The sequence below is a fragment of the Natronomonas sp. genome (assembly GCF_036625485.1).
Classification (GTDB): domain Archaea; phylum Halobacteriota; class Halobacteria; order Halobacteriales; family Haloarculaceae; genus Natronomonas.
Genome location: NZ_JAZKTR010000060.1, coordinates 1 through 13,801, shown reverse-complemented (window position 1 = coordinate 13,801; position 13,801 = coordinate 1). Strand labels below are relative to the sequence as shown.

Below are 13,801 nucleotides of genomic sequence, written 5' to 3'. Positions count from 1 at the left end.
GTTCACGCCGGGGAGGATGTCATTCGCTGTTCTGCTGTTCTTCGAGCCACTCGTCGTATTCGTCGCCTTCCATGACGATGAACTCGCCGTTCATCTGGGAGTGACCGACACCGCAGTATTCCGTACAGTAGAACTGGTAGTTACCCGTCTGGTGGGCCTCGGTCTTGACCGTGTTATATTGGCCGACGAAGGCGGACTGCTTGATGCCCATGTCGGGGACGTGGAGCATGTGGAGCCACTCGCTGGAGTAGATGTGGAGATAGACTGGCCTGTCGGTCGGTATTCGTATCTCGTTCATCGTCTGCACGTCGGTGCCCTCGTAGGTGACCGACCATGCGTAGGGGTAGGCCTCGACCTCGATCTCGACGGCGTCTTCCTCGTCAGGGTGGGGGCCGACGGCGCCTTCGAGGTCCTCGGAAACGGTGGGTTCGAGGCGGTCATCGCTGTCTATGGGGTTGCCGACCTCCTCGACGGCCAGCACCTGATAGGAGGCGAAGCCGACGAAAAGCAGGACGATGGCCGTGGCGACGGTCCACGTGATTTCGAGACGGCGGTTCTCCTGTGTGGGCTGGGGGTCGTCGTTGTCCCTGAACTTGACGACTGCGTAGATCAGCACGGCCTCGACCAGGATGGCGATGGGAATCGCCGCGTACAGCAGCGTCAGGTTGAGGTTCGTGATGAGCTCGTCGTTGACTGAATTCTGCGCAGCGACGGGGTCGACCGCGAGGAGGCCCAGAAAGCCCAGCAAGGCGACCGGGAAGGTGCGCGCGACTCTCATTATCGGCGGTTAGGAGTACCCGCTAAAGTAACTGCCGACTTCGGCGTCGACTTTCGGAAGCGTATGGTCTAAGTACGCCCGGGCGAAGGGACTAGATAATGCGTTTCGAACGCCCCACGTCGCTGCTCGCGGCGGCGGTCGTCGGTGTCTACGTTCTCGTCGTCGTCGGCGCGACGGCGGCGCTGGCCGACGCGGCGGCGGCCTGCCACGGCTGGCCGCTCTGCGGCGGTGACCTCACGAACCCCGCCGTGCTCGTCGCAATCCTCCATCGGGCGGCGGCCGGGCTGGTCGGTCTGCTCATCCTCGCGGTCGCCCTTCTCGGGTGGGGGAGCCTCGACCGCCGAGCGAAGGCCGGCCTCGGCGTTGCCGTCCTCCTGTATCCGGCACAGGTCGCCGTCGGCGCGCTCGTCGCCTCCGGCGGCGGTTTCGGCGGGCTGCACCTCCTCGTCGCGATGAGCATCTTCGGCGCGCTCGTGCTCGCGTTGGCGTGGCAACTCGAAGCCGAGACGGGCACCGACGACGCGCGCGTCACCGACCCCGAACCGGACCTCGCCGACGAGCCAGTCGACGGCGTCGGTCCGACCTCGCTCACCGGTCTCGCTCGCCTCAAGGCGACCGCGTGGGCCTACTTCGAGTTGATGAAACCGCGGCTGATGTGGCTCCTCTGTCTGGTCGCCGGCGCCGGCATGGCTCTCGGCGGTACGCCGACGGTTCGGACGGTCCTGCTCACGCTTGGCGGTGGTGTCCTCGCCATCGGTGCCTCGGGGACCTACAATCACGTCCTCGAACGGGACATCGACCGGCGGATGGAGCGGACGGCCGACCGGCCGGTCGCGACCCACGAGGTCCCGGTCCGCAACGCCTTGGCCTTCGGCGCGCTGCTGACGGTCGCCTCGCTGTGGGCGTTCTTCTCGGTGAACCTGCTGGTCGCCGCCCTCGGCTTTGCGGCCATCGTCTTCTACAGCGTCGTCTACACGCTGTTGTTGAAACCGAACACGGTCCAGAACACGGTCCTCGGCGGCGCGGCCGGCGCGCTCCCGGCGCTTATCGGCTACGCAGCGGTGACCGAATCGATCGGCCTCGTCGGCCTCGCACTCGCCGCGGTCATCTTCCTGTGGACGCCCGCCCACTTCTACAACCTCGCGTTGGCGTACAAGGACGACTACGAGCGCGGTGGCTTCCCGATGATGCCGGTCGTTCGCGGCGAGACCGAAACCCGGAAACACATCCTGCTGTATCTCGGCGCGACCCTGTTGAGCGCCGCCGCGCTGACGGCGCTTTCGGACCTCGGGTGGCTCTACGCCGCGACGACCGTCTCGGTGGGGGCGGTCTTCCTCTGGACGGTCGTCCGACTCCACCGCGAGCGCACAGACGGCGCCGCGTTCCGCGCGTTCCACGCCTCGAACGCCTACCTCGGACTGCTTCTGGTCGCCATCGTCGTCGACGCGCTGGCGATATGAACCTCGGCGACCGCCTCGCGGGCCTCGACGACCGCCGGAAACGCGCGCTCCTGTATGCCGGTATCGTCGCCAACACGCTCGTCGTCCTCGTGTTGCTTTTCGCCGTCCTTTCCGGTCGGACGCCGACCCGCGTCTGGCTGTTTCCGGTCGTCTGGTTTGCCGTCGGGACGTGGGCGCTGGTCCGCACGTCACCGACCCCGGCCGGTCGCCGGACGAAACGCGTCGCCGGCGCGATTGCGGTCGGGTACTTCGCCGTCCTCGCCGTCGTCGGCGGCCTCGTCGGACTGGCGGGGCCGGTCACGACGGGCCTTACGATACAGGTCACGGAACTGCCGCCCGGCTGGAACCCGTCGATTCTCTACGCAGGCGATACCGTCCGGCTCGCTATCGTCCCGTATACGGCCTTCGGCTACGCCGTCCTCTCGTATCTCGTCTACGCGACGGCGGTCGAAGCCCGAAGCGCGGTCGCAGGCGGGCTTCTCGGGCTGTTCTCCTGTGTTTCGTGTACGCTTCCGGTCATCGCGTCACTGGTCGGCGGGCTCGTCGGCGGCGGCGCGGCCCTGGTGTCGGCGGCAACGGCACAATCCTACGGCCTCAGCACCGTCGTCTTCGTCGTGACCGTCCTCCTGTTGTCCGTCCGGCCCGGATTCGAGTGGCTCCGACAGCGCTTATAAATGAGCGCTCGTAGATGGACGTATGAGCGAGGTCGAGATCGAATACTGCGTCCCGTGTGGCTACCTGAATCGTGCGATCGATACCGCCGAGGTCCTGCTGTCGACGTTCGGGGCGGACCTCGACCGCGTCTCGCTGGTCACCGGCGACGCCGGCGTATTTCAGGTCCGCGTCGACGGTGAGACGGTCTTCGACAAGGAGTCGGACGACTACGACGTCGACGAGATCTCGCGGTCGGTTCGCTCGGCCCTCTGATACCGGTCAGACGATGCCGTAGGCCAGTTGTGCGACGATGAGTGCGAGGAACGCAAATCCGAGACCGGCGATACCGGCGGCGACACCGAGCGCGTGGCCGAGGTCGTTCTGTCGGACGACGGTGTAGGGACCGAGAAACAGGAACCCGGCGACCAGCAGGCCGAGTCCGGCCATGAGGAGACTGAACGGATTGGTGTCGGACAACATCGGCAGGCCCCCGACGGCCCCGACCGTGATGACGCCCGCCAGCAGCGCGACGACGACGAACCCGAAACCCAGCATCTCCGGTCGTTCGGATACGCTCGCGCGGCTGGTGGCTCCGTACCACTGAATCTTCGTGCCCTCGGTGGTAGCCGAAGCCGCCGCGTTCAGCCGCGTAACGGCGACGAAGACGCTGGCTACCAGCAGCCCCATTACTACCGTACTGACGACCGCCTGTGTGACCATCCTGTCGACACCTGTTGTGTGGTGTGGTAGCTTCCAGCATACAAATAACCTTCGCCGGTAAGCGACCCATCTCGCGGTCGTTCGTACGCAAAAGCTAAGTGTGTCCTAGTGACAAGAGCTATCACGTCACGGATTACCATGATAGATTACCTCGTACTCGAGCACGCGGTTCCGGAGAGCTGGCGGGCTCAATCCGAGGTGTTCTCCGAGATATTCTTCGTCTTTCTCGCGATCGGCACCACCGTCGGTATCGTCGTCGTCGCGTACACGCTGTATCACGTGTACAAGTACCGCGACACCGGCGAGGACGGTGACGCCGGCGGGAAAGACGACGGGTTCGATGCGCCCCAACTCGGCGAACTCCCGCGCGGTCAGGAAGGCGGCAAGAGCAGGAAGCTCTTCATGTCGTTCGGCCTCAGCGCGATCATCGTCATCAGCCTCGTCGTCTACTCCTACGGACTGTTGCTCTATGTCGAGCAGGGTCCCTCGGAGGATATCGACGCTGGCGGCGAGACGATGGAGATCGAGGTGACGGCCTACCAGTTCGGCTGGGCGTTCGAATATCCCAACGGCCACGTCGAACAGAACACCCTCCGGGTGCCGCAAGGGGCGAACAGGACGATACGATTACACGTCACGTCTCGGGATACGTGGCACGCCTTCGGCGTGCAGTCGATGCACGTCAAGGCCGACGCTATCCCGGGACAGACGGATACGACGTGGTTCATCCCCCAAGAGACGGGGACCCACCAAATCGAGTGTTTCGAACTGTGCGGGGTCGGCCACTCCCAGATGGTCGGTGAGATAATCATCATGGAGCAATCGGAATTCGACGACTGGTACGCGGAGACCGAATCGGACGACAGCGACGGCGGCTCCGACGGGGGTGACGGCGAATGAGCGAACTCCCACCGGCCAGTTCGGTCAAACGCTGGCTGTTGACGACGAATCACAAGGACATCGGCATCCTGTATCTGCTCACCTCGACGTTCTTCCTGCTTTTCGGCGGCGTCCTCGCGCTGCTGTTGCGCGTCCAGTTGTGGGACCCGACGGTGAACGTCCTCTCTGGGATGGCCTACAACGAGACGGTCACCGCACACGGCCTCATCATGGTCTTCTGGTTCCTCTCGCCGTTCGCGTTCGGCTTCGCGAACTATCTGGTCCCGCTCCAGATCGGCGCCGACGACCTCGCCTTCCCGCGGCTGAACGCCCTCTCCTACTGGATGTACACCCTCTCGGGCGTCCTGCTCGGCATCTCCTTCTTCCAGGGCGGGACGATGAACGCCGGGTGGACGCTCTACGCGCCGCTGAACGTCCCGGCCTACACGCCGACTATCGGGTCGACCGGCGCGATACTCGCCCTCGCGATGTTCGTCGTAGGCGTCACCGCCTCGACGATCAACTTCCTGACGACCATCCACCACTCCCGCGCGGAGGGCATGGGTCTGATGGACATGCCGATGTTCACGTGGTCCATCCTCGCGACCGTCTGGATGATGCTGTTCGCCTTCGCCGTCCTGCTGGCGACGGGCCTCATCCTCGCTTCGGACCGCGTACTCGGGAGCCTCTACTTCTCGGCGACCGAAGGCGGCTCCCTGCTGTGGGGCCATCTCTTCTGGTTCTTCGGCCACCCCGAGGTGTACATCGTCTTCTTCCCGGCCCTCGGGGCGATGCTGGAGTTGTTCCAGACCTTCTCGGGTAACCGACTGGTCGGCCGCAAATGGGTCATCATCGCTATCGTCCTCATCTCGCTGCAGTCGTTCCTCGTGTGGATGCACCACATGTTCCTGACGACCATCAATCTCGAGATCAAGACGCTGATGATGGCGACGACCATCGGTATCTCGCTGCCCTTCGACCTGCTGGTCTTCGCGCTAATCTACACCCTCGCGAAGGGGCGGATTCGGTTCAAGACGCCCTTCCTCTTCGCGTTCGGGGCGTTACTGCTGTTCATCCTCGGCGGCATCACCGGCGTCTTCCTCGGCGCCATCGTGCTGGACTACGAGTTCCGGGGCACCTACTGGGTCGTCGCGCACTTCCACTACGTCATGTTCGGCGGCGCGACGGCGCTTTTCGGCGCCGCCTACTACTGGTTCCCGAAGATGACCGGGAAGATGTACGACGAGTTGCTCGGGAAGATACACTTCGTCCTGTTCTTCGTCGGCTTCAACATCGTCTACTTCTCGATGTTCACCGCGTGGCAGACGCCCCGCCGCGTCTTCGAGTACCAGCAGTCGATGATGACCTCCCATCAGGCCGGGACGGTTGGCGCGTTCCTGCTCGGGTTCTCCTTCTTCATCATGTTCTACAACTTCATCAAGTCCTACGTCGCCGGCGAGGACGCGCCCGACAAACCGTGGGAGTTCGCCCGCAGCGCCGAGTGGGCCGTCTCCTCGCCGCCGCCGCTGGAGAACTGGGACGGCAGGCCGTCCTACGCCAGCGGCCATCTGGAGTTCATCAAGGATAGCCCACAACTGGAAGACGGCCACGCAGCCGCCGACGGCGGCCACACGGAAATCAACGAGGCCAGCGACTACGTCCTCGGCGACAAACACCCCTCCCACGCGAGCATCTGGCCCTTCGCGATGAGTTTCGCGACGTTCGTCTTCCTGCTCGGCCTTTCGGGGTTCAACGACGCTGTCGAATTCACGGTCGGTGAATCCCTCGGTGCGGCCGGCGTCGCCGTCTCGAATCCGATATATCCGACCTTCATCGTCCTCGGTATCGCTGGGTTGCTCTACTCCGGCGTGAAGTGGGGGCTGGAGGACTTCTACGCGCCGCCGATGGAGGTCGCCAACCGCTGGCCGTTCGACGGCATCGAGAAGAACAAACTCGGCATGTGGTTCTTCCTCGCTTCCGATGTGCTGGTCTTCGGCGCGTTCATCTCCGCCGCAGTCTTCATCCGCGTGAACGCGGGCTGGCGGAGCTGGAGCCCGCTGCCGGAGTCCCTGCCGGGACTTATCAACACGTTCGTCCTGTTGACCTCGTCGTTCACCGTCATCCTCGCCCTGGTTGCGGCAAAACGGAACAGCCGCAAGGGCCTGATGGGGAGTCTTGCCGCGACGATGCTGCTCGGCTTCACGTTCCTCGGCATCAAGGGCTGGGAGTGGCACCACGAGATCTACGACGCTGGCATCACGCTCACCCAGAACCCCCACGGACCGCCGATTCAGGCGACCATCTACTACGTGACGACTGGCCTGCACGGCGTCCACGTCATCCTCGGCCTCATCGTCGCGGGCTTCCTGTTCGTCCGCGCCTACCAGGGTAAGTACACGAGTGACCACCGGCCGGTCGAGTACTTCGGCCTCTACTGGCACTTCGTCGACATCGTCTGGGTGTTCCTGTTCCCGCTGTTCTATCTCTTCTGAGCCACTTTTTGCACCTCCTTCGCGCGCCTTCGGCGCGCTCAGTCAGCGTGGCGGCTTCGCCGTGGTTCGAGAGAGCAAAGCTCTCTCGTCATCACGAGAGGCGCAGAGCGCCTCTCGAACGACCACGTCATAAGGTCGCGCTACGCCGCGACCCAGGGCAAAACATGGGCGGTAGAGTTAGAACCCAGGGGTAGATATGCGGGGTATGGACGTGGTATCGGTCCGTCGGCTTCGGTGGGTGGCTGCGGCGCTCGCGCTCGTCGTTGCGGGAATCCACCTGCTCCACCCGAGCCACGGGGGTCACGCGCTGGTCGTTTATGCGTCGGCCGGCTACCTTGGCGACCCTCGGCCGCTACTGTTCACGCTCGGTGGCTTCGCGCTCGTCTTCGGCGTCGTGTTGGGCGCCAACGGCTTCGCCGGTCGACGGCTCTATCTGGCGGGCATCCTCGTGGTGCTCCCGTTCTTCTTCGGCTACGCCGCGTGGCATACGCTCCTCGACCACGGCGCGTTCTGGCCCTATATCGAGGCCCACGGCGCCCACGACGAGAACCCCCTCCTCGTCGTGTTCGCCCACCTGCGGGTCGAACGCCTCGCGCTGGTCTCGAAACTGGCAGAACTGGGCTTGCTCGGCAGTCTCCTCGTCCTGTACCGCACTGACCACCAACGATAAGACGCCGTACGTACAGGTCCCGGTATGGTTGTCGGTTTCACAGGGGGTTCGCCGTTCGTACAGGGCCTCGTCTTCGCGTTACTCGGCGTCGCCTTCTGGGTTGGGGGCCTTCTCGCGGCTAACTACCTCTGGAAGCGGTGGCGGAACGAGGATTGAGGGTGCAGGGAAGGAGCGAGCGGGGGTAATTATATATGCGATTGTGGCATTGAGTAGCACAGACACACATGGCCTCCGATTCGGTCAAACTCTATGCGGCGATATACGTCGCTCTCATCGCGCTCGCGGCCTCGAAATACCTGTTCTTCCATCCACCGGGCGGCATCGAGATCAGCTACTGGCAGTCCCTCGGGCTGACGATGGGCGCGGCGGTGGCCAAGACCAGCCTCATCGTCGGCTACTACCAGCACCTCCGCTGGGAGAGCCGGTCGCTGTCGTGGCTGATGGGCCTCAGCCTCGGTCTCGTGCTGTTGTTGATGGCCGCCGCGAGTTACTCGGTCGCCTAACCGGATGGCCACCGCTTCCCTCGGGCGTCGACTCCCCACGCGCCGGCTCGGTTGGGGCGTCCTGCTTTTGAACGTCCAGTTGGTCTCCATCGTCGCCTACTACGTCCTGACGACCGCGGAACCGACCGAACCGCGATATGCTCTCTACGGTCTCCTCTGGGTCAATCTCGGCGCCGCCGCGATCTACGCGACCGACCCACCGCCGAGGCCGGACTTCGCCACCCGCCGGCGGGCCGCGGCGCTGGCGGCGGCGTACTTCGGCCTGCTTGCCGTCTTCGGCGGCCTCGTGAGCACGGGCCTCGGCGATGCGGCGACCGGCGTTCGCATCGCGTGGCTCCCGCCGGGGTGGGGCCCCGCGTTCGTCTACGGTGGCGAATACGTCGTCGTCGCCGTCATGCCGGCGTTCCTGGTCGGCTACGCGGCGCTGGCCTATCTCGTCTACGTGACGGTCCTGGAGGCCGCAGGGTCGGCCATCGCGGGCGTCCTCGGCCTCTTCTCCTGTGTCTCCTGTACCTGGCCGATACTTGCGGGTATCGCCACCTCCGCCTTCGGCGGCGCGGGCTTCCTCGGGGCGGCCGCGCTGAACGCCTCTTACGACCTCTCGACGGCCGTGTTCGTCCTCACGCTCGGATTGCTCTACTGGCGACCGGGGATTCGCTGACGATTTCTCGGAGAAGAGCCGACCTACGCCTCGTCGCTTCCGCGCTCGCTGATCACGACGACGGCGATGGCGGCCACGAAAAGCGCGCTGAAGGCGGCGAGGCCGATGCGGCCGCCCTCCATCAGCGCGACGGTGATATACGGCAGTCCCACGGCGAGAGCGAGCGCGATGCCGAGGGCCGTCTTGGCCTCCATACCCGTGGCTGTGACCGGAGGGTGATACGTCTTTCCCGGCGACAATATTTATACGAGTGGTGTGTTAGTATGAGACATGGTATCAGACGGCACTGAGGTTGGGGCACTCGACACCCAGGACGAGTCGGACTCGATGACCGGTATCATCTTCGACGGCATCGTCGGCGCGGCGGCTGGGGGGGTCGGCACCGCGGCGATGACCGTCGTGCTGTTCGTTGCGGCCTCGCTGGGGGCTTTCGACATGTCGTCGCTGTCGATGGTCGTCGAACTGACCGGCATCGCCGCGGTCATCCCGGGTGATCCCACGGCGGTCGGCTACGCGCTCTTCCTCGCCGGCGGGATGGTGACGTGGCCGCTGCTTTTCGCCTCGGTCGGCCGCTACCTGCCCGGTGGAAGCTACGCGAAGCAGGGGGCCTTCTTCGGGTTCATCCTCTGGACGGGGTTCGTGTTGGCGTTCTACGACGGTTACACCGGTATCGCGCTGCCGCTGTACGTCGTCTTCACGTTCCTCGCTCACCTCGTCTACGGCTTCTCGCTGGGGGCGGTCTTCGATTACCTCGGCGGCCGTGAGGAACCGCTCGTCTGAACCGTCGGGAAGCGCTTTTTCAAGAACAAGTTCGGTCGACGGCCAAACGGCAGGCTTTAGGGCCGTACCGGCCGGTGATTCCGCATGGTCATTCGCGCCCAGGACGTTCGCCGACGGTACGGTGAGACGGTGGCGCTGGACGGTGTCTCCTTGGCCGTCGAGGAGGGCGAGATCTTCGCGCTCATCGGGCCGAACGGCGCCGGCAAGACGACGCTCGTCAGGGCACTCACGGGTACCACGAAAGCCGACGGCGAGGTACAGGTCTTCGGCGGGTCGCCGACCGAGGTCGACCGCGACCGCCTCGGCGTCCTCCCACAGGAGTTTTCGCCCGCCGAGCGCCTTACGGCCCGCGAGTTGCTCGATTACTACGCCGGGCTCTACGATGAATCCCGGGACGTCGACGCGGTCCTCGCCGATGTCGGGCTCTCGGAGAAGGCCGACACGTTCTACGAGAACCTCTCGGGCGGCCAGAAGCGCCGTGCCTGCGTCGGGACGGCGCTGGTCAACGACCCCGACCTGCTCATCCTCGACGAACCGACGACGGGCATCGACCCGACGGGCCGCCGTGATCTGTGGGGGCTCATCGAAGGGCTCGCAGACGGCGGGACGACGGTGCTTTTGACGACCCACTACATGGAGGAGGCCGAGGAACTGGCCGACCGCGTCGGCCTGCTGGCCGACGGACAGTTGATCGCGCTGGGCTCGCCCCGAGAACTCATCGAGCGCCACGGCGGCGATAGCAGACTCGTCATCGAGGCCGACGACGAAGGTGCGGCGACACGCGCCCTGGAGATGGCGGGCTATCACCTTCTGCCCGACGAGCGCCACATCGCCGTCCCGGTCGGGCCGAAGGAGATTCCGGATGTCGTGGAGACGCTCGAAGAGGCGGGCGTCGACTACGAGGGATTGATCTGGCGCCAACCGAGCCTCGACGACGTCTACGTCGCGCTGACGGGCACCGACGTCGGTGCGGGCGGACAACCCCGCGAGGAGGCCGACGCATGAGTCGCCTCGGACGGGTCGCCGCCGAGACGAAAGCGGCGTGGTACGGCTTCACCCGTCGGCGGACGGCCGTCTTCTTCACGTTCTTCTTCCCGGTCATCATCATCCTCATCTTCGGCGCGCTGGTCCAGACGGACCCCAGCGGCGGCGGCCTCTTCTCGGAGCCGCCGGGCTACTACGTCGCGGGCTATCTCGCCGTGGTCGTCCTCTTCACGCCGCTGTCGCGCGTGGGAAGCGAGGTAGCGCGCCACCGCGAGGGCAATCGCTTCGAGAAACTGGCGACGACACCCCTGACGCGAGTGGAGTGGCTACTCGCCCAGACGCTCGTCAACGTCGTCGTCATCGGACTGGCGTCGCTACTGATCCTCGGCCTCGTCCTGCTGGTCACCGACGCCGTCTTCACGTTCTCCGTCCTGCTCGTGCCCTACGTGGCCGTCGGCGTAGCGCTGTTCTGTGCGGTCGGCGCGATTCTCGGCCGGGTCGCCGACTCACAGGACGGCGTCATCGCCGCCTCGAACGGCCTCGCCATCCCCCTGCTTTTCCTCTCGGAGACGTTCGTCCCACCGTCGATGCTGCCGGCGTGGTTCGTCCCGTTCATGGACCTCTCGCCGCTTTCCTACTTCGCCCGTGGGGTCCGGGCGGCGACCTACAACCCGCCGGGAACGATGGCGATATGGCGTGGCTCCGGCGAGGGACTCGTCGGTGCCGACCCCTATCTCAACCTCGCGGTACTGACGGCACTGGCGGTCGTCTTCTTCGCTATCGGAGCGGTGGCCTTGCCGCGGACGGATTAAAAAGCGGAACGCGATTTCTTCGGCCTACCAGAGGATGGCGGGCCAGACGAACTTGAAGAGGAGCCAGATGAGACCGGTCAGCACGGCGGTCATTACGACGTTCAGCGCGATGCCGGCGCGCATCATCTGTTCTTGTTTGAGATAGCCGCTACCGAAGACGATGGCGTTGGGCGGCGTCGCCACGGGGAGCGCGAAGGCGAAACTCGCGGCGATGGCGCCGCTGGTCGCGAGGAAGACGGCGGCCGCGATTTCCGAGAGGCCGAGCGTCGCGGCGAAGCCGCCCCCCACGCCGATGAGCAGCGGGACGATGATTGCGGAGGTCGCGGTGTTGGAGGTCATCTCGGTGAGGAAGATGACGAGCAGCACCGTGATACCGACGACCAGAACGATGGGTGCGCTCGTGAGGGAACTGAAGACGGTGTCGGCGAGCCAGCCGGTCGCGCCCGTCGAGGCCAGGGCGTCGGCGAGGGCGATCCCGCCGCCGAAAAGCAGGATGGTCCCCCAGTCGATATCGACGAGTTCGTCCCATTCCATCGTGTCGCTCAACACCAGCGCGGGGATGGCCGCCATTCCGACCATGACGTAGTAGAGGAGGCCCTGGTGGCCTTCGGGGCCGAATACGCTCGCGCCGTCGCCGCCGAACAGCGTCACGGCGACGGAATCCGAGAGGCCGGGCGAGATGAGGTCGCCGAGGCCGCCAAGCACCCAGAGACCGGCCGTCACCGCGAAGATGACGGCGACACGTCGGCCGCGGGCGCTGAGCGAGCCCTCGTTTTCGAGGTATTCGGTCGCCTGTTCGCGGGCGGCTTCGACGTTCGTGATCTGTGGCGGGTAGAGGTGGTAGGTAAGCAGATACCAGACGAGCGGTAGCGTGATGACGACGATGGGCACGCCGATGGCGAGCCACTGAGCGAAGCCGATCTCGTAGCCCAGCAGTTCGTTGAGTTGCGAGGCGAGGATGGCGTTCGGCGGCGTACCGATGAGCGTGCCGACGCCGCCGACGCTGGCGGCGTAGGCGGTACCGAGCAGCATCGACACCTGTAGATTGGAGAACTCGCCGGTGTCGGCTGCGTCGGCTGCGACGGCACCGGCGCCGTCCGCCGCGATGTCGGCGTCGACGTCGTCGGCGGAGGCGGCCGCCGCCTCGAGGCCCTCGTTGCCGACGACCTGCGTGAGCACGCCCAGCGCGATGGGCGTCATCATCGCTGCGGTCGCGGTGTTGGAGACCCACATCGAGAGGAAGGCGGTCCCGATCATCACCGATCCGACCAGCCGCCGGGGGCTGGTCCCCAGTCGGGACATGAGCCACAGCGCGATGCGGCGGTCGATGTCGTACTTCTGGAGCGCGTTGGCAAGCATGAAGCCCGCGATAAAGAGGAAGATGAGGTGGTCGGCAAAGCCCGTCAGCGCGGCATCGAGGTCCGCATAAACGCCGAAGGCGGTGAGCAAGACCGGAATACAGAGGGCCGTCACAGCCAACGGCAACACGCCGGTCACCCACAGCACCCCGGCGAAGAACATGGTTGCAAACGCGTACTGTCCCTGTAGACTCAACCCGGCCGGCGTCGGCGCGGTGGCGATGAGTGCGGTCCCGACGAGCGTCAGCGCGAAGACCAGCAATCTCGTCTGAGACCCGCTCAAACGGCTTTGTATCATTGATACACACTCACGTTCACGGAACATCACATTTAGCGGTTTTCGTTCGCCGCAGCGTCGAATGATGTTCTCAGCCGCGGTGAATGGTACCGCAAATCATGGGCGCGTTCCTCAGAAGTGTTCGACGAGGGCTTCGACCTGCTCGTCCGTCAACTCCTCGGTATAGAGATCGAGAAGCTGTTCGCGGCGGTCGGCCGAGAGCGCGCGCGTCCCGCTTTCGAGCATCGAGATGTGGGCCTGCACCAACCCATCGACGGCCCGCTCGACGTCGCGCTGGTCGTAGCCGGCCGCGACCCGGAGGAGTCTCCACGCCTCCGGTGAGATGGCGCTCACGTCGACGAGTCGGCGCTCCTTCATCCGGGCGGTAGATTGCCGTAATCGTACAAAGGTCTGTGGATTCCGAGGATGCCTTGGCTACCGAAGTTCGTCGAGAACCGGAATCTCGGCGAGACGCTCCTCGCTCAACGCCTCCCAGAACAGACCATCCGGTTTCTCGCCCGCGCCGGTTCGAATCGTCCGCGTCGGCGTGCAGATGACGTCGAGTGGCACGTCGTACTCGTCGACCGAGACCGCATCGTCGACGACCTGCGTATCGTGGACGGTCGTAATCGTCGGCGTGTCGTCGTCCACGAGGCCCAGTTCCCGGAGGACGGCGTATTCGAGGTCGCTGTAGCCTTCCCCCTTGCCGATTCGAGCACCGTCCTCGGTGACGGCGACGCTCCCGAGGACGATGGCGTCGAGTTCCGGTACGT

The 13,801-nt window shown here is 65.1% G+C and carries 18 protein-coding genes; 12 read left to right on the top strand and 6 right to left on the bottom strand.

Features of this window, described 5'->3' with window-relative positions; genetic code table 11:
- Positions 1–19 precede the first annotated feature (19 nt).
- Positions 20–778, bottom strand: a complete 759-nt coding sequence (gene coxB / locus V5A53_RS07780; protein WP_332313024.1) for a cytochrome c oxidase subunit II — start codon at positions 776–778, stop codon at positions 20–22.
- 98 nt (positions 779–876) lie between these two features.
- Between coxB (V5A53_RS07780) and cyoE the strand changes: the two genes are divergently transcribed.
- From cyoE to V5A53_RS07765, 3 genes are read left to right on the top strand one after another with little or no spacing between them, the layout of a single operon-like run.
- Positions 877–2,238, top strand: coding sequence for a heme o synthase (gene cyoE / locus V5A53_RS07775; RefSeq protein WP_332313023.1), 1,362 nt, complete (start codon positions 877–879; stop codon positions 2,236–2,238).
- Positions 2,235–2,912, top strand: coding sequence for a DUF7546 family protein (locus tag V5A53_RS07770; RefSeq protein ID WP_332313022.1), 678 nt, complete (start codon positions 2,235–2,237; stop codon positions 2,910–2,912). Before cyoE ends, V5A53_RS07770 begins: the two co-directional genes overlap by 4 nt.
- A 22-nt stretch (positions 2,913–2,934) precedes the next feature.
- Positions 2,935–3,165: a SelT/SelW/SelH family protein gene (locus tag V5A53_RS07765; protein ID WP_332313021.1), complete on the top strand. Its 231-nt coding sequence runs from the start codon at positions 2,935–2,937 to the stop codon at positions 3,163–3,165.
- 6 nt (positions 3,166–3,171) lie between these two features.
- On the opposite strand, the gene V5A53_RS07760 is transcribed toward V5A53_RS07765, so the two are convergent.
- The gene (locus V5A53_RS07760) at positions 3,172–3,579 is read right to left on the bottom strand and encodes a hypothetical protein (RefSeq protein ID WP_332313020.1); all 408 of its coding nucleotides are present in this window, start codon (positions 3,577–3,579) and stop codon (positions 3,172–3,174) included.
- A 171-nt stretch (positions 3,580–3,750) separates the two neighbouring features.
- Here V5A53_RS07760 and coxB (V5A53_RS07755) point away from each other — a divergent pair, with 171 nt between their 5' ends.
- From coxB (V5A53_RS07755) to V5A53_RS07730, 6 genes are all read left to right on the top strand, one after another.
- A complete protein-coding gene (coxB, locus tag V5A53_RS07755; RefSeq protein ID WP_332313019.1) occupies positions 3,751–4,512 on the top strand; it encodes a cytochrome c oxidase subunit II in 762 nt (253 codons plus the stop codon).
- Positions 4,509–6,983, top strand: a complete 2,475-nt coding sequence (locus tag V5A53_RS07750) for a cbb3-type cytochrome c oxidase subunit I (RefSeq protein WP_332313018.1) — start codon at positions 4,509–4,511, stop codon at positions 6,981–6,983. The genes coxB (V5A53_RS07755) and V5A53_RS07750 overlap by 4 nt, the downstream gene beginning before the upstream one ends.
- Before the next feature lie 205 nt (positions 6,984–7,188).
- Complete coding sequence (locus tag V5A53_RS07745; protein ID WP_332313017.1) at positions 7,189–7,653, top strand: hypothetical protein; 465 nt, start codon at positions 7,189–7,191, stop codon at positions 7,651–7,653.
- Between the two features lie 24 nt (positions 7,654–7,677).
- Positions 7,678–7,809, top strand: a complete 132-nt coding sequence (locus V5A53_RS07740) for a hypothetical protein (protein ID WP_332313016.1) — start codon at positions 7,678–7,680, stop codon at positions 7,807–7,809.
- Between the two features lie 68 nt (positions 7,810–7,877).
- Positions 7,878–8,156, top strand: a complete 279-nt coding sequence (locus tag V5A53_RS07735; protein WP_332313015.1) for a cytochrome C oxidase subunit IV family protein — start codon at positions 7,878–7,880, stop codon at positions 8,154–8,156.
- A gap of 4 nt (positions 8,157–8,160) precedes the next feature.
- Complete coding sequence (locus tag V5A53_RS07730; protein WP_332313014.1) at positions 8,161–8,817, top strand: DUF7546 family protein; 657 nt, start codon at positions 8,161–8,163, stop codon at positions 8,815–8,817.
- A 23-nt stretch (positions 8,818–8,840) separates the two neighbouring features.
- Here the strand turns inward: V5A53_RS07730 and V5A53_RS07725 are convergent, their stop codons facing one another.
- Complete coding sequence (locus V5A53_RS07725) at positions 8,841–9,011, bottom strand: hypothetical protein (RefSeq protein WP_332313013.1); 171 nt, start codon at positions 9,009–9,011, stop codon at positions 8,841–8,843.
- A gap of 76 nt (positions 9,012–9,087) precedes the next feature.
- Here V5A53_RS07725 and V5A53_RS07720 point away from each other — a divergent pair, with 76 nt between their 5' ends.
- The 3 genes from V5A53_RS07720 to V5A53_RS07710 all read left to right on the top strand — a co-directional run bounded on the left by V5A53_RS07720 (position 9,088) and on the right by V5A53_RS07710 (position 11,393).
- The gene (locus tag V5A53_RS07720; RefSeq protein WP_332313012.1) at positions 9,088–9,597 is read left to right on the top strand and encodes a DUF6789 family protein; all 510 of its coding nucleotides are present in this window, start codon (positions 9,088–9,090) and stop codon (positions 9,595–9,597) included.
- An 84-nt stretch (positions 9,598–9,681) separates the two neighbouring features.
- A complete protein-coding gene (locus V5A53_RS07715) occupies positions 9,682–10,602 on the top strand; it encodes an ABC transporter ATP-binding protein (protein WP_332313011.1) in 921 nt (306 codons plus the stop codon).
- Positions 10,599–11,393, top strand: coding sequence for an ABC transporter permease (locus V5A53_RS07710; RefSeq protein WP_332313010.1), 795 nt, complete (start codon positions 10,599–10,601; stop codon positions 11,391–11,393). Before V5A53_RS07715 ends, V5A53_RS07710 begins: the two co-directional genes overlap by 4 nt.
- A gap of 24 nt (positions 11,394–11,417) precedes the next feature.
- On the opposite strand, the gene V5A53_RS07705 is transcribed toward V5A53_RS07710, so the two are convergent.
- The 3 genes from V5A53_RS07705 to V5A53_RS07695 all read right to left on the bottom strand — a co-directional run.
- Positions 11,418–13,049 (bottom strand): SLC13 family permease, encoded by a 1,632-nt coding sequence (locus V5A53_RS07705; protein ID WP_332313009.1) that lies wholly within the window; start codon positions 13,047–13,049, stop codon positions 11,418–11,420.
- Positions 13,050–13,160: 111 nt separating this feature from the next.
- Entirely contained in the window at positions 13,161–13,406 is a 246-nt protein-coding gene (locus V5A53_RS07700; RefSeq protein ID WP_332313008.1) for a helix-turn-helix domain-containing protein, read from the bottom strand.
- A 57-nt stretch (positions 13,407–13,463) separates the two neighbouring features.
- The coding region (locus V5A53_RS07695) for a 5-formyltetrahydrofolate cyclo-ligase (protein WP_332313007.1) at positions 13,464–13,801 on the bottom strand (338 nt) is incomplete at its 5' end.

Bases quoted from the DNA above. Each gene is read 5' to 3' on its own strand.
- cyoE (WP_332313023.1), top strand. From the start codon at position 877: ATGCGTTTCGAACGCCCCACGTCGCTGCTCGCGGCGGCGGTCGTCGGT.
- V5A53_RS07735 (WP_332313015.1), top strand. From the start codon at position 7,878: ATGGCCTCCGATTCGGTCAAACTCTATGCGGCGATATACGTCGCTCTC.
- V5A53_RS07700 (WP_332313008.1), bottom strand. From the start codon at position 13,406: ATGAAGGAGCGCCGACTCGTCGACGTGAGCGCCATCTCACCGGAGGCG.
- coxB (WP_332313019.1), top strand. From the start codon at position 3,751: ATGATAGATTACCTCGTACTCGAGCACGCGGTTCCGGAGAGCTGGCGG.
- V5A53_RS07710 (WP_332313010.1), top strand. From the start codon at position 10,599: ATGAGTCGCCTCGGACGGGTCGCCGCCGAGACGAAAGCGGCGTGGTAC.
- V5A53_RS07750 (WP_332313018.1), top strand. From the start codon at position 4,509: ATGAGCGAACTCCCACCGGCCAGTTCGGTCAAACGCTGGCTGTTGACG.
- V5A53_RS07730 (WP_332313014.1), top strand. From the start codon at position 8,161: ATGGCCACCGCTTCCCTCGGGCGTCGACTCCCCACGCGCCGGCTCGGT.
- V5A53_RS07770 (WP_332313022.1), top strand. From the start codon at position 2,235: ATGAACCTCGGCGACCGCCTCGCGGGCCTCGACGACCGCCGGAAACGC.
- V5A53_RS07765 (WP_332313021.1), top strand. From the start codon at position 2,935: ATGAGCGAGGTCGAGATCGAATACTGCGTCCCGTGTGGCTACCTGAAT.
- V5A53_RS07715 (WP_332313011.1), top strand. From the start codon at position 9,682: ATGGTCATTCGCGCCCAGGACGTTCGCCGACGGTACGGTGAGACGGTG.
- V5A53_RS07720 (WP_332313012.1), top strand. From the start codon at position 9,088: ATGGTATCAGACGGCACTGAGGTTGGGGCACTCGACACCCAGGACGAG.
- V5A53_RS07705 (WP_332313009.1), bottom strand. From the start codon at position 13,049: ATGATACAAAGCCGTTTGAGCGGGTCTCAGACGAGATTGCTGGTCTTC.
- coxB (WP_332313024.1), bottom strand. From the start codon at position 778: ATGAGAGTCGCGCGCACCTTCCCGGTCGCCTTGCTGGGCTTTCTGGGC.
- V5A53_RS07725 (WP_332313013.1), bottom strand. From the start codon at position 9,011: ATGGAGGCCAAGACGGCCCTCGGCATCGCGCTCGCTCTCGCCGTGGGA.
- V5A53_RS07760 (WP_332313020.1), bottom strand. From the start codon at position 3,579: ATGGGGCTGCTGGTAGCCAGCGTCTTCGTCGCCGTTACGCGGCTGAAC.
- V5A53_RS07745 (WP_332313017.1), top strand. From the start codon at position 7,189: ATGGACGTGGTATCGGTCCGTCGGCTTCGGTGGGTGGCTGCGGCGCTC.
- V5A53_RS07740 (WP_332313016.1), top strand. From the start codon at position 7,678: ATGGTTGTCGGTTTCACAGGGGGTTCGCCGTTCGTACAGGGCCTCGTC.